The organism is Syntrophaceae bacterium (assembly GCA_013177825.1).
In the GTDB taxonomy this organism is placed as follows: Bacteria; Desulfobacterota; Syntrophia; order Syntrophales; family PHBD01; genus PHBD01.
Map to the genome: position 1 here is coordinate 33,934 of JABLXX010000004.1, position 23,437 is coordinate 57,370.

At 61.6% G+C, this 23,437-nt stretch carries 29 protein-coding genes; all 29 read left to right on the top strand.

The features are described 5' to 3' along the window. Window positions 1–48: 48 nt before the first annotated feature. Window positions 49–540, top strand: coding sequence for a hypothetical protein (locus HPY65_09605; GenBank protein ID NPU84730.1), 492 nt, complete (start codon window positions 49–51; stop codon window positions 538–540). A 97-nt stretch (window positions 541–637) separates the two neighbouring features. After that, complete coding sequence (fliM, locus tag HPY65_09610; GenBank protein NPU84731.1) at window positions 638–1,645, top strand: flagellar motor switch protein FliM; 1,008 nt, start codon at window positions 638–640, stop codon at window positions 1,643–1,645. Then, window positions 1,626–2,099 (top strand): flagellar motor switch protein FliN, encoded by a 474-nt coding sequence (fliN, locus tag HPY65_09615; protein NPU84732.1) that lies wholly within the window; start codon window positions 1,626–1,628, stop codon window positions 2,097–2,099. The genes fliM and fliN overlap by 20 nt, the downstream gene beginning before the upstream one ends. Window positions 2,100–2,108: 9 nt before the next feature. Then, window positions 2,109–2,495 (top strand): flagellar biosynthetic protein FliO, encoded by a 387-nt coding sequence (gene fliO, locus HPY65_09620; protein NPU84733.1) that lies wholly within the window; start codon window positions 2,109–2,111, stop codon window positions 2,493–2,495. Window positions 2,496–2,521: 26 nt separating this feature from the next. Next, window positions 2,522–3,271, top strand: coding sequence for a flagellar type III secretion system pore protein FliP (fliP, locus tag HPY65_09625; GenBank protein ID NPU84734.1), 750 nt, complete (start codon window positions 2,522–2,524; stop codon window positions 3,269–3,271). A 76-nt stretch (window positions 3,272–3,347) separates the two neighbouring features. Continuing rightward, on the top strand, window positions 3,348–3,617 hold the full coding sequence (gene fliQ / locus HPY65_09630; protein ID NPU84735.1) for a flagellar biosynthesis protein FliQ: 270 nt from the start codon (window positions 3,348–3,350) through the stop codon (window positions 3,615–3,617). Window positions 3,618–3,647: 30 nt separating this feature from the next. Then, window positions 3,648–4,427 (top strand): flagellar type III secretion system protein FliR, encoded by a 780-nt coding sequence (gene fliR, locus HPY65_09635; protein ID NPU84736.1) that lies wholly within the window; start codon window positions 3,648–3,650, stop codon window positions 4,425–4,427. Window positions 4,428–4,478: 51 nt separating this feature from the next. After that, window positions 4,479–5,549: a flagellar biosynthesis protein FlhB gene (flhB, locus tag HPY65_09640; GenBank protein NPU84737.1), complete on the top strand. Its 1,071-nt coding sequence runs from the start codon at window positions 4,479–4,481 to the stop codon at window positions 5,547–5,549. Window positions 5,550–5,564: 15 nt separating this feature from the next. Then, window positions 5,565–7,673 carry a flagellar biosynthesis protein FlhA gene (gene flhA / locus HPY65_09645; protein ID NPU84738.1) on the top strand — a complete coding sequence of 703 codons (2,109 nt, stop codon included), beginning with the start codon at window positions 5,565–5,567 and terminating at the stop codon, window positions 7,671–7,673. Next, window positions 7,660–8,826 carry a flagellar biosynthesis protein FlhF gene (gene flhF / locus HPY65_09650; GenBank protein ID NPU84739.1) on the top strand — a complete coding sequence of 389 codons (1,167 nt, stop codon included), beginning with the start codon at window positions 7,660–7,662 and terminating at the stop codon, window positions 8,824–8,826. The genes flhA and flhF overlap by 14 nt, the downstream gene beginning before the upstream one ends. Window positions 8,827–8,867: 41 nt before the next feature. Beyond that, on the top strand, window positions 8,868–9,764 hold the full coding sequence (locus tag HPY65_09655; protein ID NPU84740.1) for a MinD/ParA family protein: 897 nt from the start codon (window positions 8,868–8,870) through the stop codon (window positions 9,762–9,764). Further along, window positions 9,757–10,467: a FliA/WhiG family RNA polymerase sigma factor gene (locus HPY65_09660; protein NPU84741.1), complete on the top strand. Its 711-nt coding sequence runs from the start codon at window positions 9,757–9,759 to the stop codon at window positions 10,465–10,467. The genes HPY65_09655 and HPY65_09660 overlap by 8 nt, the downstream gene beginning before the upstream one ends. 1 nt (window position 10,468) lies before the next feature. After that, a complete protein-coding gene (locus tag HPY65_09665; protein NPU84742.1) occupies window positions 10,469–11,728 on the top strand; it encodes a tetratricopeptide repeat protein in 1,260 nt (419 codons plus the stop codon). 13 nt (window positions 11,729–11,741) lie between these two features. Beyond that, window positions 11,742–12,326, top strand: coding sequence for a hypothetical protein (locus HPY65_09670; GenBank protein NPU84743.1), 585 nt, complete (start codon window positions 11,742–11,744; stop codon window positions 12,324–12,326). Window positions 12,327–12,371: 45 nt separating this feature from the next. Then, window positions 12,372–13,172: a HAMP domain-containing histidine kinase gene (locus tag HPY65_09675; protein NPU84744.1), complete on the top strand. Its 801-nt coding sequence runs from the start codon at window positions 12,372–12,374 to the stop codon at window positions 13,170–13,172. Then, a complete protein-coding gene (locus HPY65_09680; protein ID NPU84745.1) occupies window positions 13,153–13,917 on the top strand; it encodes a hypothetical protein in 765 nt (254 codons plus the stop codon). The genes HPY65_09675 and HPY65_09680 overlap by 20 nt, the downstream gene beginning before the upstream one ends. Window positions 13,918–13,935: 18 nt before the next feature. Further along, window positions 13,936–14,232 (top strand): hypothetical protein, encoded by a 297-nt coding sequence (locus HPY65_09685; GenBank protein NPU84746.1) that lies wholly within the window; start codon window positions 13,936–13,938, stop codon window positions 14,230–14,232. Between the two features lie 20 nt (window positions 14,233–14,252). Then, on the top strand, window positions 14,253–14,720 hold the full coding sequence (locus tag HPY65_09690) for a hypothetical protein (protein ID NPU84747.1): 468 nt from the start codon (window positions 14,253–14,255) through the stop codon (window positions 14,718–14,720). Between the two features lie 30 nt (window positions 14,721–14,750). Further along, window positions 14,751–15,911: a flagellar hook-length control protein FliK gene (locus tag HPY65_09695; protein ID NPU84748.1), complete on the top strand. Its 1,161-nt coding sequence runs from the start codon at window positions 14,751–14,753 to the stop codon at window positions 15,909–15,911. A gap of 63 nt (window positions 15,912–15,974) precedes the next feature. After that, window positions 15,975–16,271, top strand: coding sequence for a flagellar biosynthesis protein FlhB (locus tag HPY65_09700; GenBank protein NPU84749.1), 297 nt, complete (start codon window positions 15,975–15,977; stop codon window positions 16,269–16,271). An 81-nt stretch (window positions 16,272–16,352) separates the two neighbouring features. After that, complete coding sequence (locus tag HPY65_09705) at window positions 16,353–17,093, top strand: flagellar hook basal-body protein (GenBank protein NPU84750.1); 741 nt, start codon at window positions 16,353–16,355, stop codon at window positions 17,091–17,093. Between the two features lie 19 nt (window positions 17,094–17,112). Beyond that, entirely contained in the window at window positions 17,113–17,895 is a 783-nt protein-coding gene (flgG, locus tag HPY65_09710; GenBank protein ID NPU84751.1) for a flagellar basal-body rod protein FlgG, read from the top strand. An 8-nt stretch (window positions 17,896–17,903) separates the two neighbouring features. Next, window positions 17,904–18,641 (top strand): flagellar basal body P-ring formation protein FlgA, encoded by a 738-nt coding sequence (gene flgA, locus HPY65_09715; protein NPU84752.1) that lies wholly within the window; start codon window positions 17,904–17,906, stop codon window positions 18,639–18,641. 10 nt (window positions 18,642–18,651) lie between these two features. Beyond that, a complete protein-coding gene (locus HPY65_09720) occupies window positions 18,652–19,386 on the top strand; it encodes a flagellar basal body L-ring protein FlgH (GenBank protein NPU84753.1) in 735 nt (244 codons plus the stop codon). Window positions 19,387–19,399: 13 nt separating this feature from the next. Next, the gene (locus HPY65_09725) at window positions 19,400–20,581 is read left to right on the top strand and encodes a flagellar basal body P-ring protein FlgI (GenBank protein ID NPU84754.1); all 1,182 of its coding nucleotides are present in this window, start codon (window positions 19,400–19,402) and stop codon (window positions 20,579–20,581) included. A 19-nt stretch (window positions 20,582–20,600) separates the two neighbouring features. Next, window positions 20,601–20,924 (top strand): hypothetical protein, encoded by a 324-nt coding sequence (locus tag HPY65_09730; GenBank protein NPU84755.1) that lies wholly within the window; start codon window positions 20,601–20,603, stop codon window positions 20,922–20,924. 77 nt (window positions 20,925–21,001) lie between these two features. After that, window positions 21,002–21,310 (top strand): flagellar biosynthesis anti-sigma factor FlgM, encoded by a 309-nt coding sequence (flgM, locus tag HPY65_09735; GenBank protein NPU84756.1) that lies wholly within the window; start codon window positions 21,002–21,004, stop codon window positions 21,308–21,310. 222 nt (window positions 21,311–21,532) lie between these two features. Then, on the top strand, window positions 21,533–22,075 hold the full coding sequence (locus HPY65_09740) for a flagellar protein FlgN (protein NPU84757.1): 543 nt from the start codon (window positions 21,533–21,535) through the stop codon (window positions 22,073–22,075). Between the two features lie 3 nt (window positions 22,076–22,078). Next, on the top strand, window positions 22,079–23,437 hold the full coding sequence (gene flgK, locus HPY65_09745) for a flagellar hook-associated protein FlgK (protein ID NPU84758.1): 1,359 nt from the start codon (window positions 22,079–22,081) through the stop codon (window positions 23,435–23,437).

Genomic DNA, 23,437 nt, shown 5'->3' on the forward strand with positions numbered 1-23,437 from the left:
GCCGACCGACCGCAGGACAGGAAGAAAAGACAAGATTCTGGAGGATACATGGCAGCGGACAAGAAAAATCAGGAAGAGACGGAAGAGAAGAAGGACGGGGAACAGAAAAAATCCTTTCCCGTCAAGGCGATCGTCATCGGCCTTGTGGTGCTGGTCGTACTGGGCGCCGCCGGGGGCGGCGGCTTCTGGTTCTATACCCAGGCCACGACGAAAAAAGAGGAGGCACCGAAAGCGCCTGTTTCCGTGATGTGGGCTATGGATCCATTCGTCGTCAACCTGATGGACAACGCGGGGGAACGTTACCTGAAGCTGGCCATTCAGCTGGAGATCACGGACCCGAAGGGGGTCGCCGAGCTGGATCAGCTGAAGCCCAAGCTCCGGGACAACGTGCTGGATCTCCTGTCCGCCAAATCCGTGAAGGAGCTGATGGACATGGCGGGAAAGCAGCGCCTGCGGGAGGAGATCGCCATGCGGCTGAACTCCTTCCTGACGACCGGAAAGGTGTCCAAGGTGTATTTCACGGAGTTTGTAATCCAGTAAGAAAGCGGAACGGGACCGGTCCAACCGGGCGGGCGGGACGATCCCGAAGGTAGAGTCGAAACAAGATCGTGCAATCCATGCCAAGGTGCTGTGAACGATGTCGCATATCCTGACACAGGAAGAGGTGGATGCCCTCCTGAGGGGCATTTCCGGCGGGGAAATCGAGACGGATGTAGCGGTCTCCTTCGATCCCAACGATGCGATTCCCTACGACCTGACCAGCCAGGACCGGATCATCCGCGGCCGGATGCCCACCCTGGAGATGATCAACGAGAAGTTCGCCCGGATGTTCCGGGCGACCCTGTCGTCGCTGCTCCGCCGTGTCGCCAGCGTGAGCGCCGTCTCCGTGGACATGATCAAGTTCGGCGAGTTCCTCAAGACCCTGCCCGTTCCCACCAGCCTGCACCTGTTCCGGATGGATCCGCTGCGGGGCAACGCCCTCTGCGTCGTGGAAGCCAAGGTCATCTTCATGCTGGTGGACATTATTTTCGGCGGCACGGGAAAGGATTTTTTCAAGATCGAGGGCCGCGAATTCACCGCTATCGAGAGCAGCGTCATCCGGAAAGTTGTCATCAACGCCCTGGAGGACCTGGAAAAGGCCTGGCGGGCCCTGTTGGATGTCAAGATTGTCTACCAGCGGTCGGAGATCAACCCGCAGTTCGTTCAGATCGTCGCCCCGACGGACGTCGTCGTGGTGATCCAGTTCGAGATCGAGGTGGAATACTCCTCGGGGATCCTGACCCTCTGCATGCCCTATTCGACCCTCGAACCCGTTCGGGAAAGGCTGCAGGCGGGTTTTCAGAGCGAGCAGCTCGAGGTGGACAAGGGCTGGGTCGACCGGCTCCGGAAAAACATTGCCAAAGCCCGGGCCGAGATCGCCGTGGAGCTGGGCGGCACGGAAATATCCGCCCGCGATGTCGTGAACATGAAGCCGGGGGACGTCATCCCCCTGGACCAGTACGCCTCCGACGCCGTGACGGTGTACGTGGAGGGCATTCCGAAGTACCGGGGTTACCCCGGGATTTTCAAAGGCAACCAAGCCGTCAGGATTTCCGAGGTAGTCCTGACGAAAGGGGGACAGGACGATGGAGCAGAAGGAAATTGACGACCTGCTGAAAGGACTTGATCTGGGAGAGGAAGGCGGCGGCGGCGAAGCGGCGAAGCAGGAGGAGGAGCTCACCTGGGACGACGTCCAGGAGGAGATGGCCCTCTCGCAGACAAAAAAGCCGGCGGAAGTCAGCGAAGTGAATTTCCGGGAGATCCAGCCCAGCGCCCAGCCGGCCATGGACCCGAAAAAGTCCCTCGACCTGGATTTCATCCTCGATATTCCGCTGACGCTGAATGTCGAGCTGGGAAGAAACCGGATGCTCATCAGCGACCTGCTTCAGCTGGGCCAGGGGTCGGTGATCGAGCTGGCCAAACTCGCCGGGGAGCCGATGGATGTGTATGTGAACCAGCGCCTCATTGCCCGGGGGGAAGTGGTCGTCGTGAATGAGAAATTCGGGATCCGGCTGACGGACATCGTCTCCCCGGTGGACCGGATCAACAACCTCCGCTGAGGTGCGACTGTGGACTTCAGTTTCTTCTCGGCGCTCCTGAAAATGCTCTTCGCCCTGGCAATCGTCCTGGGCCTGCTGATCGGATCCGTCTATTTTCTCAAGAAATTCATGGCTCCCGTGGGCGGGGGCGACGACGGACAGGCGATCCGGATCCTGGCGACCCGTTCCCTGGGGCCGAAGAGCAGCATCCTGGTGGTGGATATCCTGGGCAAGATTGTGGCGCTGGGTGTCACCGGTTCCCAGATCTCCGTGATCGCGGATCTGGACGATCCCTCCGCCCTCGAGCGGCTGCGGCCGCGGGGGGGCGCCCCGGTGTCCCCGCTTCCGGAGACCCTGGACCGGTACCGCAAACTCATAAAATCGTTTGCTTCCTCCAGGAAAGGCGGGAAACCGTGAACGGGCGGCGCAGCCGGAAGGCCTGCATTCTCCTGACCCTGGTCGCGATTCCGGCGGTCATCCTGCTCCTGGCGTCGACGGGAGCGGCGGAACCACTCTCGCTTCCGAACGTCAACCTCCAGATCGGAGGAACCGCCGATACCCCCGGCAAGACCGCGACGGCATTGCAGCTTCTGTTTCTGCTGACGGTCCTGTCGCTGGCGCCCGCGATCCTCCTGATGCTCACGTCCTTTACGCGCATCGTGGTCGTCCTGTCGCTCCTGCGCAATGCCCTGGGGACGCAGCAGATGCCGCCGAACCAGGTTCTGATCGGGCTGGCCCTGTTCCTGACGTTTTTCATCATGGCTCCCGTCTGGCAGAAGGTCAATGCGGAGGCCCTGCAGCCCTACTACCAGGAAACCATCTCCGGGGAGCAGGCCCTGGAGCGGGCGGTGGCTCCGGTGAAGGACTTCATGATGAAGCAGACCCGGGAGAAGGACCTAGCCCTTTTCGTTTCCATCTCCAAAGAGAAAAGGCCCGCCAATCCGCAGGAGGTTTCCCTGACCACGCTGATCCCGGCGTTTATCATCAGCGAGTTGAAGACGGCGTTCCAGATCGGGTTCATGATCTATCTTCCGTTTTTCGTCATCGACATGGTGATCGCCAGCATCCTCCTCTCCATGGGGATGATGATGCTGCCGCCCATCATGATGAGCTTGCCCTTCAAGCTCCTGCTCTTTGTGCTGGTGGACGGGTGGTATCTGGTCGTGGGATCCCTGGTGCAGAGTTTCCGGTGACGCCGGCCGAAGGGGGCCGTTCCGGTCAATGACAACAGCCGCCTCCCCGAGGAGGCCGGGAAGGAGTAAGGAAATCATGAACATCGACTTTGTCGTGGGGGTCATGGCGGAAACCGTGAAGGTTACGCTGCTGGTAGCGGCGCCGGTCCTGCTGGTCAGCCTGGTGGTGGGGGTCGCCATCAGCCTGTTCCAGGCGCTCACGCAGATTCAGGAAATGACCCTGTCGTTCGTGCCCAAGATCGTCGCCTGCCTGATCGCCATGGTAGTGGCCCTGCCTTGGATGCTGAGCAACCTGATCACGTTCACCGAAAAGATTTTCAAAGGCATTCCGATGTATATCCGGTAGCGGAGAGCATGGAGGCCGGGGGCATCCGCCATGAACATCCCGATGATCACTCCCGATCAGATCGGAGCCTTCCTCTTCGTCTTCCTGCGCATGAGCGCCATGATCGCGCTCCTGCCCATTTTCGGCGACCGCCCGGTCCTGCTCCGCGTAAGGGCCGGCCTCTCGCTGATCCTTTCGTTTCTCGTCTTTCCGTTTGTTGACCCGGGCAATGTGCCGGCCGTTACCGGGAACGTCGTCTCCATGATCCTGTCCTTGGCGGGAGAGGTGCTGGTCGGCGTCATCCTGGGGTTTGCCGTGCGCTTCGTCTTTGCCGGGATCCAGTATGCGGGCGAACTGGCGGGCCTCCAGATGGGCTTCTATATCGCCAACGTGCTCGATCCCGTGTCGAACGGGCAGGTGTCCGTCATCGCTGAGATCCAGTACATGATGGCCCTGGTGGTCTTTCTGGTCGTCGACGGCCACCATGTGCTGCTCCAGGCCGTCACGGAGAGTTTCCGGATCCTGCCCCTGGGGGGGCTTCACATCTCGGGACCCCTCGTCCAGACGATTTTCGACTGGACCCGCGGGGTGTTTGTCATCGCCCTGAAAATCGGCGCCCCCATCATGGCGGCCCTGATTTTCACCAACGTGGCCCTCGGCATCGTGGCCCGGACAGTTCCGCAGATCAACGTGTTCATCGTCGGCTTTCCCCTGCAGATTGCCGTCGGATTCCTCTTCCTCGGCCTGTCCGTCCCCATCTTCATCACTATGGTGGCACGGCTCTTTTCCCGGATTCCGGGGGAACTGGGTGCGGTTCTCCGCCTGATGTAGATTCGCTGATTCGTTGACGCTACCGTCAACCGATCGATAGGAGGCGCGGCGATGCCGCCAAACAAGGACGACCAGGAGAGAAACGAACGCGCAACCCCACGCAAGCGGGAAGAAGCGCGGAAAAAAGGACAGGTCGCCCGGAGCCGGGAAGTGGTCTCCGCAGCGGTCCTGGCGGCCTGCCTGATCTGTTTTTACTTTCAAGCCTCCGGGGCGATGGAGCGCATCATGAACCTGATGCGCTCTGCATTCCGGCGCAGCATCGCCGTCACGCTCAGTACGGATACGGTGCCGGCGCTTTTCGCGCAGACCGTCCTGGAGATGCTGATCCTGCTGGCGCCTCTCTTCCTGACCGTCGTTCTGGCCGGCCTGGCCGCCAACACATTCCAGGTGGGTTTTCAGATCACCGCGGAAAGCGTGACGCCGAAACTGTCCAAGATCAACCCCCAGGAAGGGTTCAAGCGCCTGTTTTCCCTCCAGTCGGTCATGGAGCTGGTGAAAAGCGTCATGAAGTTGGCCATTGTCGGTTTTGTGGCGTACCTGGCCATACGGTCGGAGCTGCCCCATCTGATCCCGCTGATGGATCAGGGCGTGCCCGACATCGTTCGTTTCATCGGGCGGGTGTCCTTCCGGATCCTCGGCACCACGTGCGTCATCCTGGCGGTCCTGGCGGTTCTCGATTATGCCTACCAGCGGTGGGAGCACGAGCGCAGCCTCCGCATGTCCCGGCAGGAACTGAAGGATGAAACCAAGGAGACAGAAGGGGATCCCCTGATCAAGAGCCGGATCCGGAGAATACAGCAGGAAATGGCCCGCAAGAGGATGATGGCCGCCGTCCCGAAGGCCGACGTGGTCATTACGAACCCGACCCACCTGGCGGTGGCCATCCGGTACGATCCCGAGCGCATGGCCGCCCCGACGGTCGTCGCCAAGGGAAAGGGCTTCCTGGCAGCCACCATCCGGGAGGTCGCCGAGAAAAACGGCGTGCCGGTGGTCGAAAACAAGCCGGTGGCACAAGTATTGTATAAGATGGTTGAGGTAAGCGGGAGCATCCCTGAAAATCTATACCGGGCCGTCGCGGAGATTCTCGCTTTCGTCTACAGGCTCCGCGAGAACGCGCTCTAAAAGGAAGACGGAATCATGGAAGCAAGAGTTGCTGCAGTTGCTGATTCGAGCGTCTCGATAGGCGGGCTCATGAAGAGCTCCAGCGCCGTCCTTGCCTTCGGGGTAGTGGGCATTCTGCTTGTCATGATGGTGCCCCTTCCGACCCTGCTCCTGGACATCCTGTTGTCCATGAACATCGCCGTTTCCCTCATCATCCTCCTTATGTCCCTGTATGTCCTGCGCCCCCTGGACTTCTCCGTGTTCCCCTCCGTCCTGCTGGTGGTGACCCTTCTCAGGCTGTCCCTCAACGTCGCCTCCACCAGGCTCATCCTGCTTCACGGGAGCGAGGGGACCGAGGCGGCCGGCCAGGTCATCAAGGCCTTCGGGACCTTTGTCGTGGGGGGGAACTACGTCGTCGGCATCATCGTCTTTTCCGTCCTCGTGCTGATCAACTTCGTGGTCATCACCAAGGGGGCCACGCGGATCGCCGAAGTGGCCGCCCGCTTTACCCTGGATTCCATGCCAGGCAAGCAGATGAGCATCGACGCCGATCTGAACACCGGCCTGATCAATGACCACGAGGCGCGCCGGCGCCGCCGGGAACTGGAGGGCGAGGCGAACTTTTACGGATCCATGGACGGCGCCAGCAAGTTCGTCCGGGGCGATGCCATCGCGGGCATCATCATCGTGCTGGTGAACATTGTCGGCGGCCTGATCATCGGCGTGCTCCAGCAGGGAATGCCCATCGGAGACGCCGCCCGGACCTATACGCTGCTCAGCGTCGGGGATGGGTTGGTGACGCAGGTGCCCGCGCTCATCGTTTCCACCGCGGCGGGCATGCTGGTGACCCGGACGGCTGGTTCCGCGGAGCTGGGCCAGGAAATGAGGATGCAGCTGTTCGCCCAGCCGAAGGCGGTCGCCGCGGCGGCGATCGTGGTTCTCGTTTTCGCCCTCATCCCGGGAATGCCGAAGCAGGCGTTTCTGACCATCGCCGCGGCCGTCGGGGCGATCGCCTGGCAACTCTCCCGCATCCGGGTCCAGGAAGAGGCAAAACAGAAAGAAGAAGAACCGGCGGCTCCGCAGGCGGAGACGGCGCCCCTTCTGGATCCGCTGGATGCACTCGGACTCGAGGTGGGATACGGACTGATTCCCTTTGTCGACGCCTCCCAGGGGGGGGAGCTGTTGCGCAGGATCCGCATGTTCCGCAAGCAGATCGCCCAGGACATGGGATTCGTCGTTCCATCCATCCACATCCGCGACAACCTGCAGCTCAAGCCCTACGAGTATGCGTTCCTGGTCAAGGGGGTCGAAATCGCCCGCGGGGAGATCCTGGCGGGACATCAGCTGGCCATTGTTCAGGACGGCATGAAGATTCGCGTCAAGGGTATCGAGACGAAGGAGCCCGCCTTCGGGCTTCCGGCGGTCTGGGTTCCGGACCGCGAGCGGGAGACCCTGCAGGCCCAGGGAATCGTCGTGGTCGATCCCGCGACGGTGATCACCACGCATCTGACGGAGCTGATCAAGAACAACGTGGACTCGCTCCTGGGGCGCCAGGAAATCCAGGTGCTCCTGGACAGCCTGGCCACGGCGTCCCCGCGGCTGGTGGAGGACCTGGTTCCGAAGGTCATCCCCGTGGGGACTCTCCAGAAAGTGCTGCAGCGGCTTCTGGGCGAACGGATTTCCATCCGCGACCTGCAGACGATTCTGGAAACCATGGCAGATTACGTCCCCCTCACAAAAAACGTGGATGTCCTGACCGGGTATGTGCGGCAGGCCCTGTCCCGGGTCATCACGCGCCAGTACTCGGACGAACGGGGCGGACTCCACGTGATCATGATCTCTCCGGAAATCGAGGAAGGCATCCAGCAGACGCTCCAGCATACGGAGTTTGAATCCTTCGCCTCCCCGGATCCGCAGATGGTCAGGAAGATCGTCACGAGCATGAAGCGATTCGTTCCTCTTTTCACCGCCCGCGGTTTGCAGCCGGTCATCCTGTGCTCGCCGACTGTCCGGATCCATCTGAGGAGGATTCTGGAGCGGTTTGTGCCCAACCTGGTTGTCCTGGCCCATAATGAAATCACCCGGGACGCAAAACTGACCTCTCTTGGTCTGTTGGAGTTGCACCATGCAAATGAAGCGATATGAAGTTTCCAGCCTGCAGGAGGCGATGCGCCGGGTCAAGAAGGACCTTGGGCCGGAGGCAATCATCCTGTCCACGAAAACCCTGAGGGACTCGAGTCCGCCCCTCCTGGAGGTGGTGGCCGCGCTGGACCGGAAGCAGGAAGATGCGCTTCCTTCCTCTACCCGCCTGCAGCATCCGCCCCCCTCCGTCGCCCCCCCGGGCGGCGACGGGATGCCCGACTGGGCCCGCTCCATCACGGGCGAGCTCCGGGAGTTGAAGGGGATGCTCGGCAACGACCGGACGGACCAGCAGCTCCGGGAGGAGGTGTCGGAAGTCAAGGAAGCCCTCTTTACGCTCTTCGACATGCTGGGATTCCGCCATGGGAGCCGCGAACAGTCGCCCTACGGGCGCCTGTATCACCGGCTGCTGGCCAACGGGGTCTCCCGCACGCGGGCCCTCAGGATCGTCGACGGGGTCCGTCAGGAAGGCGGCGGCACGGAGGAAGACACCTACGAGGCTTCCGTCCGCCGCGCCCGGGAGGCGATTCTTCGGTCCTTGCCCGATGAGGCGGCGTCCGGAGAGGGTAAGCGTGTGAAGGCGCTCGTGGGGCCGACCGGCGTCGGCAAGACCACGACCCTGGCAAAACTGGCTGCCCGTTTTGCTTTGGACCAAAAACGGAAGGTCGGCCTGATCACGATGGACACCTACCGCATCGCCTCTGTGGACCAGCTTCAGACCTATGCGGACATCATGAAGCTCCCCCTGCTGGTCGCCGGGGACGGCGAAAGCTTCCGGGAATCCGTCCGGAACTTCGCGGACCGCGACATCATCCTTGTGGATACGCCGGGGAGAAATCCCGAAGACCGGGACTATCTGAACGACTTGAAACGGCAGTTCGACGGATCACCCGGTGTGGAAGTGAATCTGCTCCTGACGCCGGCGATGAATAGGGAGGGCCTTCAGGTAACGGCGGACCGTTTCCGTCTCCTCGATTATGACTCGCTCATCCTGACCAAGCTCGATGAATGTCAGCGCTTCGGCGTGGTGTTCGACATCCTGGAGCAGGCGGGACGGCCCGTCCGGTATGTGACCTGCGGACAGAACGTACCGCAGGATATCAAGGAAGTCACCCCGGGATCCCTGGCATCGCTGATCCTGGGACATTCGATCCATTGACGGGGGAACGCTTGGACCAGGCGGCAACACTCAGGCAGGCTATGGAACGGGAACGGGAACGAGGCGGAGCGAAGATCCCCGGCAGGAACGGATCCCACGGGGACGGCGCGGATGCGGACGTACGGGACAAACCCGTCCGCGTTCTCGCTTTCACGAGCGGCAAGGGGGGCGTCGGAAAGACCAACATCGCCGCCAATATCGCCTACATCCTTTCCCAGCGGAACCGGAAGACCATCGTCCTGGACGCGGACATGGGACTCGCCAACATCGATCTGCTTCTGGGCCTGACGCCCAGGTACAACCTGTACCATGTCCTGAAGGGGGAAAAGAGCCTGGCGGAGACGCTGGTGACGGGACCCGGCGGGATGCAGGTCCTCCCCTCCTCTTCCGGCATTGCGGAGATGACGGAACTGTCGCGGGGACAGAAGCTGACCCTTCTGGACGCGGTCAATTCGCTGAAGAACAAGCCCGAATTCCTGCTGATCGACACGGCGGCGGGCATTTCGGGAAACGTCACGTATTTCAACTCCTCCGCTCATGAAATCATCGTCGTCACCTCTGCCGAGCCGACGGCCCTCACCGACGCCTACGCCCTGATGAAGGTGCTCTACCAGGGATACGACCGGAAAAAGTTCCGTCTTGTCGTCAACATGGTCAACCATCCGGCGGAGGCCCGGGAGGCCTATGAGCGGCTTCGGCATGCAACGGACCATTTCCTGACTGTTGCGCTCGACTACCTGGGATACATCCTTCACGACCCGAGGCTTCCGGAGGCCGTGAAAAAACAGAAAGCCCTGGCGGAACTGTACCCTTCGTCACCGGCCACTCGCTGCCTGCAGGACATCGCATCGAGGCTGTGCGGGGAGTCGCCCGGCGGAACGGAGGGGGGAAGCATTCGTTTTTTCAGCAGCAGAACCATTCGATCCAGCCGTGAATAGAACCGGGAAAGACGAAAAAATTCTGCAATATGCGCCCCTGGTGAAACAGGTCGTGAACCGGATGACCGCCCGCTTGATGCTGGCGCCGGCGGATCGGGACGCCCTGGTGCAGGCGGGTGTCATCGGCCTCATGGCCGCGCTGGAGAAGTTCGACGAGACAAAAAACGTCCGGTTCGAGACCTACGCAAAGATCCGGATCCGGGGAGCCGTACTGGACGAGATGCGGGCCGCCGACCGCGTTCCCCGGTCCGTGCGCAGCAAGGACACGAAGATCGAGAAGGCCTTTTCCGTTCTCCAGAAGCGGCTCGGCAGGCCTCCCGTCGAGGAGGAGATGGCCGATCACCTGGGAATTCCGCTGGAGGAGTATTTCGATCTCCTTGACGAGGCGAAACTGATCAAGGTGATCAGCACCGAGGATCTGCCCCCCGATTTTCTCGAGCGATACGGATGCGGGAGACTGCAGGAGGAAATCGACCATGGAGACCCTCTCTCGCTCCTGGAAAGCGAGGAACTGAAACGCGGGATCAAGAAGGCCATCGATCAGCTCCCCGAAAAGGAACGGATGGTCCTGGCCCTCTATTATTACGAGGAACTGAACCTGAAAGAGATCGGGCGGGTTCTGAACCTGACGGAGTCGCGGATCTGCCAGATCCACACCCAGGCGGTGCTCCGGCTGCGGGGCCTTATGGATGGGGTGCGCTGAAATGAGTGCGCAGGGAACGGCCATGACCGAGACTCCGGACCGGATTATGACCTTCCTGGTGGTGGACGACCAGCGGGAAGTCCGGAAAAGCATCCGGAAAATGCTTGGCTCTCTCGGTTACACCAGCGTTCTGGAAGAAAAGGACGGCCTCGATGCGTGGCAGCGGCTCCAGACCGATCCCGTGGACGTGGCGATCGTGGACCTGTTCATGCCGGGGCTCAGCGGAATCGACCTTCTTCGCCGTGTCCGGAAGGACGAGCGGCTCCGCGGCCTGCCTTTCATCATGGTAACGGGAGAACTGGCGGAAGAAATCGTGGCGGAGGCCGCGGAGACGGATGTGGACGCCTACATCATCAAGCCGTTTGCGGCCCAGACGCTGGAGGAAAAGATCAACGCCGTGCTGGAGCGGCGGTCGAACCCGTCCCCGCTGGAGGGCCGTCTCCAGCTTGCCCGGGTGTTCCTCGAAGAAGGGGAATACAACCGGGCCCTGGGGGAGCTGAAGGCGGCCATGACGCTGCAGCCGGAAAACCCCCGCGTCTATCAGCACCTGGGGGAGTTGTACGTGTGCCGGGGCATGCTGGAGGACGCGGAGAAGGCCTTTCAGAGAGCGATCCATTATGGGCCGAGGTTCACCCGCGCCTATGACAGCCTGGCCGACGTGTATGCCCGCAGGGGGGACCGGGAGCGCGTGGTTGCCGCGATGCGGAAGGCGGCGGCCATCAGCCCGAAGAATGCAGGCAGGCAGATGAATCTCGGCAAGGCCCTCCTGGAGAACGATGCCGTCGAGGAGGCCAGGAAAGCCTTCGAACAGGCCGTCCGGGAGGCGCCGGGGGATCCGTCCGTCCGCAGGGAGATCGGCGAAGCCCTGCTGGCCGGGAACCTGAACCTGGAGGCGGAGGAGGTCTTTCGCGTCCTCCTGCGTGAAAATCCGGAGGACCTTCATCTTTACAACCGCCTGGGCATCGCCTGCCGCCGTCTGGGCCGTTTCCGGGACGCCATCGATCTGTACAGGCGGGCGATCCTCCTGGATCCCGAGGACGACCATCTCCACTTCAATCTGGCGCGGGTCCTGATGGAAGACGGTCGGGAGGAGGAGTCGAGGGTGCACGTGCTGAAAGCCCTGGAACTGTACCCCGATTTTCAGGAAGCGAAGGCCCTCCTGGACCGCCTCGATCGGGGATCCGGCAAAACGCTGCCGGGAAGGAAGCAAAATTCCGCGGACGTCCCGGCGGACGAGCGTAAAGGCTTATCGATAGGCTGAGAGAGGAGACGTCATGGCGCAGCAAAAGGCCAAACTGGATATTCTGGACCTTCCCCTGGATAAAAGTCTCCTGATGGAGGATCTGCCGCCTCCGCCGCCGGGTGACGCGGGAGACGGCAATGTGCCGGAGAAACAGAAGCGGGCTTGGTTCAGGGACCGGAGGGTCCTCGCGGGCGGGATCGGCGTGGCGGTACTCGGGATCCTGGCGGCGGCGGTCCTGCTGATCTGGAATCCGATGGCCCGGAATAAAACGCCCGGGACGGCAGTTCCCGTCACCGTCCGAATCCCCGCCGGGGCATCCGAGGCGGCGGCCCTGGTCGAGGAATTCTATGTCGATATAAAGGATGCCTCGGGAACCCCCCGGCTGGCGGTCGTCAATATTGCGCTGGATCCGGTGGATCGGAAGGTCCTCCCCGAGATGAACGGACTGGACGTCCGGAGGGAGGTCCATGCGATCCTGTCCGCAAAAACCGCGGAAGTATTGAGAACACCCAGGGAGAGGGAGAACATCCGGAAGGAAATTACGGGAGCGATCAATCAGGTCCTGAAACGGGAGGCAGTCAAGACCGTGTGGTTTTCGGATCTCAATGTGTGGTGAAAACGGTGCGGGCGGGCTCGGAGGATCGAGCGGAAAAGGCAGCTTATGGAATCCATAAGGGAATTGTATCACGTCGATTGGCAGCGCATGATCGTTCATGATATGAAAAATCCTCTGGCGGTTATCCTGGCGAACCTGGACCTGCTTTCCAAATGCCGGCTGCGCGCACGGGAGGAAGATCTCCTGGATAGCGCACTCAAGGGATGCCGGGATCTCCAGCGTATGATTCAGGGGTTCCTGCGGATCGCGCGCATGGAAGACCGGGGACCCTCCCTGGAGCTTTGCGTTGTCCCCGTCGGCCCCTTCTTCCAGCGTCTGGAAGAAATGTGGACGGCGCCGTGCCGGGACAGGAACGCACATCTGCAAATCGACCTCGATCATGCTCCGGCAACGCTGGTCGCGGATGAGTCCCTGCTGGAGAGGATCCTTTCCAATCTGGTACGGAATGCCATTGCCCAGATCCGGCGGGGCGGACGGATCGGCATCCGGGTATGGAACGCCGCCTCGGGCCGGATCCGCATTTCCGTGAGCGATAATGGAGCCGGGATGCCGGAAGAGGTCAAGGCGGCCCTGGTTCGCCCTCTTCCGGGCGGCCGGGCCGGCGATACGGCGGCGGGACCTTTCCTTTCCGGCAGCGGCCGGGATGTCGGCTTCGGGATCGGACTGGCCTTCTGTCGCCTCGCCTGTGAACTTCACGGGGGAAAAATCTGGGCAGAAGGGGCATCCTCACGGGGGACCGTTGTCCATGTGGATCTGCCGGCGGATCTTGTTCCCTCCGGAAGCGGGTTGCTGGACGGGCCGGAGGAGAGAGTGACGAGGAATGATCATGGAAATACAAGAGCTTGAACATGCCCTGGAAGGGGCCTTTGCGGAGACTCTGCTGTACGCTTTCGTGCCGGGGCTTCTCCACAACTTTGCCAATCCGCTCAACGGGATCATGGGCAGGGCAAAGATCCTCGAACGGCGCCTGGAGAACCTGCAGGCGGCCATGGAGAAAAGCGGGGTCCGGCTGCCGGGAGCACTGGCGGAGGACTGGTCGAAGGTTCAATCCGACGTCCGGTTGCTGAACAGCGAATCGGAGCGTTTTGCCGACGTCTTCCAGGATGTCGCCTCCCGGTTCGGGATTCTCACCCACAAAAAGGCAGACCGGTTTGATCTGGTGAGCCTGGTGCGCCGGGAGGTCCGCTTTGCGGATCATTACCTGGACTTCAAGCACCGGGTTCGCAAGGTTCTGGACCTTTCCGACGGGGTCCCGCCCGTGCTGGGCGTCCAGGCCCATTTCTCCATGGCCCTCTGGGCGATGCTCCGTCACGCGGCGGTTCGCATGGGGGCCCAGGGAGATCAGGAACTCCATGTAACGGTCGGGAAAGAGAACGATCGGGTTCTTCTCGGAATCCGCCATACAGGAACACCGCTTACGGACGAAGAGCGGAAATACATGAGCGGAGTCCTGGAGGAGAACCGGCAGCCCCGGATCCGTGAAAATCCGCATTGCGCACTCTGCCTGTCCCTGCTTGTCTGGAAGCACTACGGGGCGGCCGTTTCCGCAGAACAGGGTCAGGAAATCGGGATTTCGATTCCTGCCGGGTGATTGCGGGGGAGGTGAACGATGGATATTCAACGATCGATCCTTCCGATTCTTGGCGCCGAGACGGTTCCGCAGGTCCAATCCTCGGTTTCGGACCGGCAGCGGCAGTCCGTGCCTTTCCGGAATCGCGGGAAAAAGAAGCCTCCCGTATCCCCGGATCAGGAGGAACGGAATGGAAAGGCCGCTCGGGGGCAGGATGATGAGGACGCGTCTCCGGAGTCCGGACGGAAAGGGCAGGCCATTGAGACCGTAATAGACGGCGCGGGCGCCGCGGAAGACGAGCGGATCCAGGGAAGCCACGTGGACGTGCTCGCCTGACGGAAATGGGAGGAGCCGACATGCTTGAAATGACGACGCGGGAATTTCTGCTGCTGCAGCTTGGCATGGATGTCGCCCTTGCCCTGCTCGTTCTGGTACTCCTCTGGCAGGTTCGCAGGGCCCTGAGCAAAAAAAGCATTCCTCCTCCCGGCGAAAAGGAGATGCAGACGCTCCGTCAGCTTGTCGAGGATTCCCGCAGCGCGACCGACCATTTTTTGACGGCCGTCCAGGAAAGCAGGGACGCTCTCAAGGATCTGGCCCGCAGCCTGGATGAGCGGGAAAAGAGAATCCGGGAGCTCCTGGCCCTGTCTCCGGAAGGCCCGGAACGGCAGGAGCCGGAAGCCGACCTCCCCGCCCCGGGGGATCCCCGGGCCGCGCAGGTTCTGGCCCTGGCCGCCCGCGGGTTCTCGGAGCGCGAGATCGCCCGGCAGACCGGCATCCCGGACGGGGAAGTCAACCTCATCCTGAACCTGACCGGGAAAAGATAAAACCGGCCGCCGCAGGGCGAATCGATCCCCATGAAACTCATTTCACTCACCGATCCTTCAACGCAGCCCGTCTTGCCGGCGAATCGAACGCGGGCGGTCAACCCGCCTTCCCTCTCCATGGGCGAGCGCGTGGAAGCAATTGTCCTCGAAGTCCGCGAGAGAGGCCTGCTTCTCCTGGAGCTTGGAAACACACGGGTTCTGGCCGAAACAAGGCAACCCATGAGCGAGGGCGCGCGCTTCACCGCTCGGGTCGTCCAGAATTCCCCGCAGATCGTTCTCCGAATCCTGGCGGACGACCAGCCGGGCATGCAGGAAGGGCTCCCGGAATCCCTCATCATGTTCCGCAGCAGGCCCGGGCTCATGGAAGACATGTTCCGGCAGCTGTCCGCCCTCGTCGACTCCATGGCGGAAACCCTGCCAGCGGAGCAATTTCCCCTGGTGGCGGCGGCGCGGAACGGCTTGCAGGGCCTCCTCGCGTCGCTGATCTTTTCCGGTTCCGGAACGCAGGACCTGGACGGCATTCCTGAAGCCCCGGCGCGACCCGAAGCGCCGGCCGGCGACGGCGGGAATTCCGCCGCCCGGTTTTCCGGGGGAGACGATCCGGCAAAAGCCTCCGCGGGCACGCTCAGGGAATCCCTGCTCCGCCTGGCCGTGGTGGTCGAGGAGAAACTGGCGGCCATGGATGCGGGCGCTCCCGGCCGGAAAGACCTGGAGCATGCGGCGACCACCGTCCGATCCGCCCTGGAGACCCTGGATGTCCAACGGGATGTCAATATCTTGTCGCGTCGGGAGGGAGGACCGGTTGTGATCCAGATGCCGGCGGCGTTTCCCGGCGGGATTCGGGTTCAGGACCTGTTCATCTACCCCGAAGGGGGGCAGGACGGGGGAGATGGAACGACGGAAGAGTCCTTCCGGGTGGTTCTTTGCCTCAACATGGAAATGCTCGGGGACATCCTGGTGGATGCCCGGATGTCCGGCGGGCGGATGACGGGATCCCTGCGCTGCGGCACGGAAGAAACCCGGGACTTGCTTCAGTCCGGTGTGGACGATCTGAAGGAACGCCTGGCGGCAGCGGGGTTCCCCGACGCAGGGATCGTCTTCCTGACCGATCACGACATCGCCGGGACCATCCTGGAGAGAAAGCATTCCCTGCCTCTCTTTCAAAGGGATGCTGTCAATGTTTATGCCTGACCGCCCCGGAGCGGCGGCGGGCCGGTTTTGGAAACGGGCGGGCTCCCGCCGCGGAAGGATTCCATGAAACAGGACCCCGGTGACAAAAAGGAAAAGATCCCTCTCGCGGCGGCGCTGAAATACGACGGAAAAACGGATGCGGCACCCCGGGTGACCGCAAAAGGGCGCGGCGAGGTGGCGGCCCGGATCATCGAGAAGGCGCGCCTCCACGGAGTCCCGGTGAAGGAGGATTCCGCCCTGGCGGAGTTCCTCTACCGCCTGGATATCGATGAGGAAATCCCTGCCGAGCTGTATCGGGCCATCGCGGAGATCCTGGCCTTCGTATACTCCCTGGACGAGCGCAGGCGCGATATCCGATAACTCCTCTCCTTACTCTGTTTGTCCCTTTCCAGGCATGCTCCTTGCTTCATGTAATGCATCAATCTGTGAGGAAGAGAAGACATGCCACTCGATGTTCGCGATATCGCCGCGGCGGCAACCCGCAGCATCCAGCAGCTCGATATGGTTACCCAGAATATCGCCCATGCCAATACACCGGGTTTCAAGGCGGTTCACCTGGCCTATGCACTCAAGTCGGAACCGGTCTCCGAAACGGAGGACCCCGCTTTGGAGTATGTCCCGTACGCGCAGACGGATTTCTCGCCTGGAACGCTCCAGAGAACCGGCGGGGCGCTCGATGTCGCCCTGGAGGGCGAGGGCTTCTTCGCCGTCGAGACCAAGCAGGGGACGGCCTATATCCGGGGAGGCAGCTTCCATGTCAACAAGAACAACGAACTGGTTACGTCCACGGGAGAGCGTGTCCTTGGCTCATCCGGGCCCATCACGGTCGACGGTGCCGACGTCCAGATCGGTCCGGACGGGACGGTATCCGTGGCACAGCCCGGTCCGGACGGAACGATATCCACCAATGTAGGCCAATTGAAGGTCGTGACCTTCGAGAAGCCCCAGAATCTCCGGAAACAGGGCGACAACCAGTACGTCGATCCGGGAACCGCCGGGATGACCGTTGTGTCGGACCCCCGGATTCAGGGGCAGACCCTGGAAATGTCAAACGTGAATGCCATCAAGGAAATGGTGAACATGATCGAACTGCAGCGCTCGTTCGAAACCTATCAGAAAATCATCAAAACAATGAGCGATCAGGACAGACAGGCCACCACCCAGATCGGGAAAGTGGTCTGAGGAACAGAAGGAGGATTTCATGATTCGTTCTCTATGGATCGCCGCTACCGGGATGCAGGCCCAGCAAATGGAGCAGGATGTCATTGCCAACAACCTCGCCAACGTGAACACGGTCGGCTTCAAGAAGTCCCGCATCGACTTTCAGGACCTGATGTATCAGATTTCGTCGCAGTCGGGCTCGGAGACCTCGGCGGGGGTGCAGCTGCCCTCGGGCATTCAGATCGGCCTGGGCGTCAAGGTTGTCGCGGTGTCCAAGAATTTCACCCAGGGCGACTACCAGCAGACAGGCAATTCCTTCGATTGGGCCATCGAGGGAAGCGGCTTTTACCAGCTGGATAACAACGGTAGCACGGCCTATACCCGGGCCGGGAGCTTCAAGCTCGACAAGGATGGTTACCTCTGCAATCCCGAAGGGTTAAGGCTTGTTCCAAACGTCCAGGTGCCGTCGACCGCCGTCAGCTTCACCATCGACAGCGGCGGGACGTGGTCTTATTCGGACAGCAGCGGGGCGTCGACGACAGGGGGACGAATCACTCTGGCCCGGTTCATCAATCCCGCGGGCCTTGCCAGCATGGGCCGCAACCTCTTCACCACGTCCAATAGCTCGGGCGAAGCCATTGTCAGCAATCCCGGGGAGGACGGGTGCGGGACCATCACCCAGCAGTACCTGGAAATGTCGAACGTCAACGTCATCGACGAGATGGTGAAGATGATCGCCGGGCAGCGGGCCTACGAGATCAACTCCAAGGCTATCCAGACGGCGGACGACATGCTGCAGGTCGCCAACAACATCAAGCAGTAGGGATGAACATGACATACCGGACGATACGCTTCTATTCGGCAGTCCTGATCGTGGCAACGGTCTTTATCATCGCGAGCGCAGGGCCGCTCCGGGCGTCTTCGCGGACCGTCCGGGTCGGTGCCGGGCAGATCCATGATGCCGTCCGCCAGGCCGTGACGAGTCAGAACACGGAGTCCCGAGAGACCTTCCGCGTGATCTTTCCCCGCCCGGCGCAGGAGATGCAGGTGGAGGGGGAAAATATTTCCCGGGAAGTGGTCGTCGTACAGGGAAATCCGTTCCTCGGTTACGCACAGTATGCCGTCCGGCTCTATGAGAAAGGGGTCCTGCTGGCGGAGCAGAGGGTGTCCGTTGTGATCGAGGTCCAGCGGGAAGTCCTTATGAGCGCCCGAGCCCTCGGCCGCAATACGCAAATCGGTACGGAGGACATCCAGGTGATGAAACGCTGGGTCCGGCGCATCCCGACCCAGGCGGTCACGGATGCCGAGAGTGCCGTCGGCAAGATGCTGCGGGTCAACGTGGCCCCGCACACGGAGATCACCCGGTCGATGCTTCGCGAGGTGCCTGTCGTGCGCAGGGGAGCGCCGGTCCGGATTGTTTATGAAAACGGACCGATGCGCATCGTGACCCTCGGCGTGAGCGAGGAAGACGGACCGGACGGAGGCATGGTCCGGGTCAGGAACACCACCTCCCGGAAGATCCTTCATGCCCGGGTCATCGGGGATTCCACGGTTCAACTCGTTTTTTAGGAGGTTCCCCATGTGGTTATTGCCGGGACGTCGTGCGAAGGGATTCCTGCTTGCCGGCGTATTCTGCGGGTTGATTCTGACGGGCTGTTCGCTCGTGACCAAACCGGACGCGATCCTGGAGGATGCACCTCCGGCCCCGGTTCACCGGGCGCCGCCGCCCGTATCGCCCGTGTCGTATGTGTCGCCGGGATCGATCTGGCCCGGGGCCAACAGCCACAACATGCTCTTCACGGACAAGAAGGCCATTGCCGTGAACGATATCGTGACCATCATCGTGGAAGAAACCGCCACCGGCGCAAACAAGGGAACAACGAACACGTCACGGGACGGCAAGTCGGAATTCGGCGTCAGCGCCCTCCTGGGGATCGAGTCCTCCATTCTCCAGAAGAATACAAACATGGGGGAATCCATCTCCGTCGGCGGTACGAGCACCAACACGATGAAGGGAACGGGCGACACGACCCGCGGCGGGAGCCTCCAGGCCCGAATTACGGCCCGGGTGATCAAGGTTTACGAGAACGGCAACCTCTACATCGAGGGACGGAGGATGCTGACGGTCAACGCGGAAGACCAGTATCTGGTGCTGACCGGCATCATCCGGCCCGAGGACATTACGTCGGACAACACCATATCGTCAAAATATATCGCCGATGCGAGGATTGTCTATACGGGACGGGGCGTTGTGGACGAGAAAATGCGTCCCGGCTGGCTGAGCAGGGCCCTGGACTATGTCTGGCCCTTCTGACAGGAGAAAAACCATGCTGGATAACGGAACATGGAGATGGATCGGGGCCTTTGTCCTTCTGGCCGTTCTTTTTCTGCCCTGCGCCGGATCGGCCGCCCGTCTCAAGGACATTGCGGCGATCGGTGGCGTGCGGGAAAACCAGCTCTTCGGTTACGGCCTCGTGGTCGGTCTCATGGGGACGGGGGACGACGTGAAAAACGGTTTCACCCGCGACACGATCGCCAACCTGCTGAGCCGCCAGGGGCTGGCCATGCGCGACAAGACGTCCACCCTGAAGGCGAAGAACGTCGCCGCCGTCATGGTGACGGCCAACCTGCCCCGTTTCGCCAAAACGGGAAGCCGGATGGATGTTACGGTTTCCTCCCTCGGCGACGCCACCAGCCTGCAGGGCGGAACCCTGCTCATGACTCCCCTGAAGGGGGCGGACGGGGAAGTGTATGCCGTGGCCCAGGGAGCGGTAGCCATCGGCGGGTTCAGCGCCTCGGGCGGAGGCGCCTCAGCCGTCAAGAACCAAACGAACGTCGGGATCATCTCCAACGGGGCCTTTGTGGAGAAAGAGGTCCGCTTTGATTTCGAACGCTCGAAAATGCTGACCGTCAATCTGTATCAGCCGGATTTCACGACGGTCAGTCGCGTGTCCGCAGCCCTGAGCAAGTCCATCAGCGGGATTGATGCGAAGCTCAAGGACGCCTCGACCGTCGTGATCCAGGTCCCCGCATCCTTTGCCGGAAGCGTTGTCGAACTGGCCACGGCCATCGAGAACATCGAGGTGAACGTCGATACGCCGGCGGTGGTCGTGCTGAACGAAAAGACCGGCACCGTTGTCATGGGCGAAAACGTCCGGATATCCACGGTCGCGGTGGCCCACGGCAACCTGAGCATCCAGATCAAGGAGACCCCCGTCATCTCGCAGCCCCTCCCGTTTGCACCGCAGGCCGGTCCGGGCGCCCAGCCGTTCGTGAACCGGAAGGACGGGACGATCATCGCGCCGGGCGGGCAGACCGTGGTGGCGAAGGACACGGCGATCGGCATAACCGAGGAGAAGAAACAGCTTATGCTGGTGCCCAGGGCCGTCACCATTCAGGAGATGGTCCAGGCCCTCAACGCGATCGGCGTCACGCCCCGGGACCTGATTACGATCCTTCAGGCCATCAAGGCCGCCGGGGCGCTCCAGGCGGAGCTGAAACTCATCTGATCGGGAAGGAAGCGAAACCATGGACAAGGTAACGGGGGCTTCCCTTCAGACCGCCGGAAGTGCGGGCGGGAAAACCGGCGCCGCAGGAACGGATGCGGCGGTGGCGCGCGACAAGAAACTTCGCAAGGCCTGCGCCGATTTCGAAGCGGTCATGACGTACCAGATGCTCAAGACCATGCGTCGTACCGCTCCTTCCCTGACGTCCATCACCAAGTATCCGGGAAAGGAAACCTATGATATGATGATGGACCAGAAGGTGGCGGAAGAGCTTTCCCGGCGTGGAAAAGGCCTGGGAATCCAGGATCTCCTTTACCGGCAGCTCAAGGGAAAGGTCGCTCCCTGAAGGGAGGAAAAATTTTCCCTAAAGTGCCGGCGCCTTTCTGCCGATAAGAATGACAAAATGAAGATCAGGGGCATCCCATGAAGATCAACGACACGAATTCACAGACCGCACAGGTCATTTCGTCCTATGCCCGTGGCGAGACGACCCGGCCCAACCCGGAGAAATCGGCCGAGGGGACGGTACCGGTTCCCCAGGAACGCATCGATCTTTCCGGAAAGGCTAAGGAAGTTCTTCAGTTGCAGAAGGCGGTCACCGAAGCACCCGAGGTCCGTGAAGACAGGGTGAACGAACTGAAGGCCCGCATCGAAAGCGGTAATTATAACGTCTCGGCGGGAGATATCGCCTCCAAGATTGTCGGCGATACCCTGACGGACCTGATTCGCTGAGGAAAATTTTTCCTCGAAAACAGCCCCCCTCCGCCTCCTGAGGCCCCGATTGGAAGGGTCTTGGGAGGCGCCCACCGCTGACCGTCGCGCTGGACCGGATTTCCCGCCGACCCGACCCTCCGGCTTCCCTGGTACGCCCCTTGCAATGCTTTGGATGAATCTCGAAGATCCGGAAGATTTTCGGGAAGAGAACGATCAACAACAGAAGGGGTGAATCGCATCATGAACGGTCCTGCACTCGACGACGCCCGCACGAAAAAGCGTTTTCTCGAAGTTCTTCCACTACTCATCTCCAATCTGCAGGATGAATTGACGAAGATCGAAGCCCTGCACTCCTGCCTGACCCGGGAGAGAGAGATCCTGCGCGGAGGTTCTCCACAGGCCCTGTTTGGGAGCAATGATGAAAAGGAACGGATTTTCGCGGAACTGGCGGCGATCCGGTCTCTCCGGGCACCCATTATGATGGAACTGTCCGATCTATCGGGAATTCCTTCGGATCAGGTGACGGTTTCGATGCTGGCCTCCCTGGCATCCGGTCCGGTCCGGAGGGACCTGACGACTCTCCGGCAGAGGTTCGGTCCACTGGCAGACGAGATTCGGGCGCTCAACATCAGGAACCGGGGCCTGATCGAAAATTCCCGCCGGTACGTCAAGAACTGGCTCACATTTCTCCTGAACGCCGCCGCCAGCGCTCCCTGTTACGCAAAATCCGGGGCGGTTCCCCAGGCGGGGATAAAGGGGCGGTTCTTCCGCACGGAGGGTTAAGCGATGGCGATCAGTTCCCTGCTGAACATTTCCAGAGACGCCATGATGACCTATCAGGGGGCCATCACGATCACCGGCTCCAACATCGCCAACGTCAATAACGCGAAATACACCGTCCAGCGGGCGGTCATCTCGGCAACCAGCGACGGAGCCAGCGTCAGTGCCGATGTCACCCGGGTTTACGACCATTACATCGAGAACCAGATCATCGACGAGACAACGACCGGAGGATACTGGGATACCCGGAGCGGGATCCTGGGTCAGGTGGAGGTTCTCTTCGACGAGACGGCCGATGCGGGGATCACGACGGACCTGGAGGCCTTCTGGGATTCCTGGTCCGACCTGGCACAGAACCCGACGGGACTGGTGGAGCAGAACGCCGTCGTCTCGGCGGCGGACACCCTGGCCTCGGACATCCGGGACAAGTACCAGTCTCTTCAGTCCATCCTGTCGGGCGTCAACGAAAGCATCACCGAGTCGGTGGATACGATCAACACCCTGGCGGCCGACATCGCCACTCTGAACCAGGACATTGTAGCCGCGGGCCCGGACGGGGTCGGGGTGAACGCGCTGATCGACAAGCGGGACGCCGCGCTCAAGGACCTGGCGGAACTCATTCCGATTCAGTCCGTCCGGAGCGACAACGGATCCGTCAGTGTGTTCCTCGCCGACGGGGAGATGCTGGTCGGCACCACGTCGTCCCGATCGCTCGCCGTCAGCGCGGCGGGGGACATTACATTCGAAGGCAACGCAACACCGTTGACCGGCCGGATCACCGGCGGCAGACTGGGAGCACTCCTGGAACTGAGGGACGAAACGCTGCCGGGATACATGAGCAGCCTGGACACGCTGGCCGCCGCTGTCATCAGCCAGGTGAACACGCTGCACGGAAGCGGCGTGGATGAGACCGGCGCGGCCGTCGTGGGCCGCCTCTTCTTTGCGGATACGCCCGTCGGCGCCTCGGCGGCCCTGACCATGACCGTGGACGGCAGCATCCTCAGCGATCCCACGACCATCGTCGCCTCCCAGACCGTTGCAGGGGACGGAGCGGTGGCCAAGGCGATTGCCGCCCTCCAGAGCCAGGACATCGTAACGAGCGGTACGCAACAGGTAACGGCCAGTGAATACTGGGCCTCAACCGTATCGACGGTGGGGAGCGACATCTCGCTCAGTGAACAGAAGGCGGATCAGTCGGCCGCCGTCATGACGCAGCTTGAAAGCAGGCGGGCGAGCGTGTCCGGGGTCTCTCTGGACGAGGAAATGATCATGCTGATCCAGTATCAGCTGGGCTACTCTGCAGCCGGACAGCTGTGCAGCACGGCCCAGGATATACTCGATACGCTGATGGGCATCGTACAATAG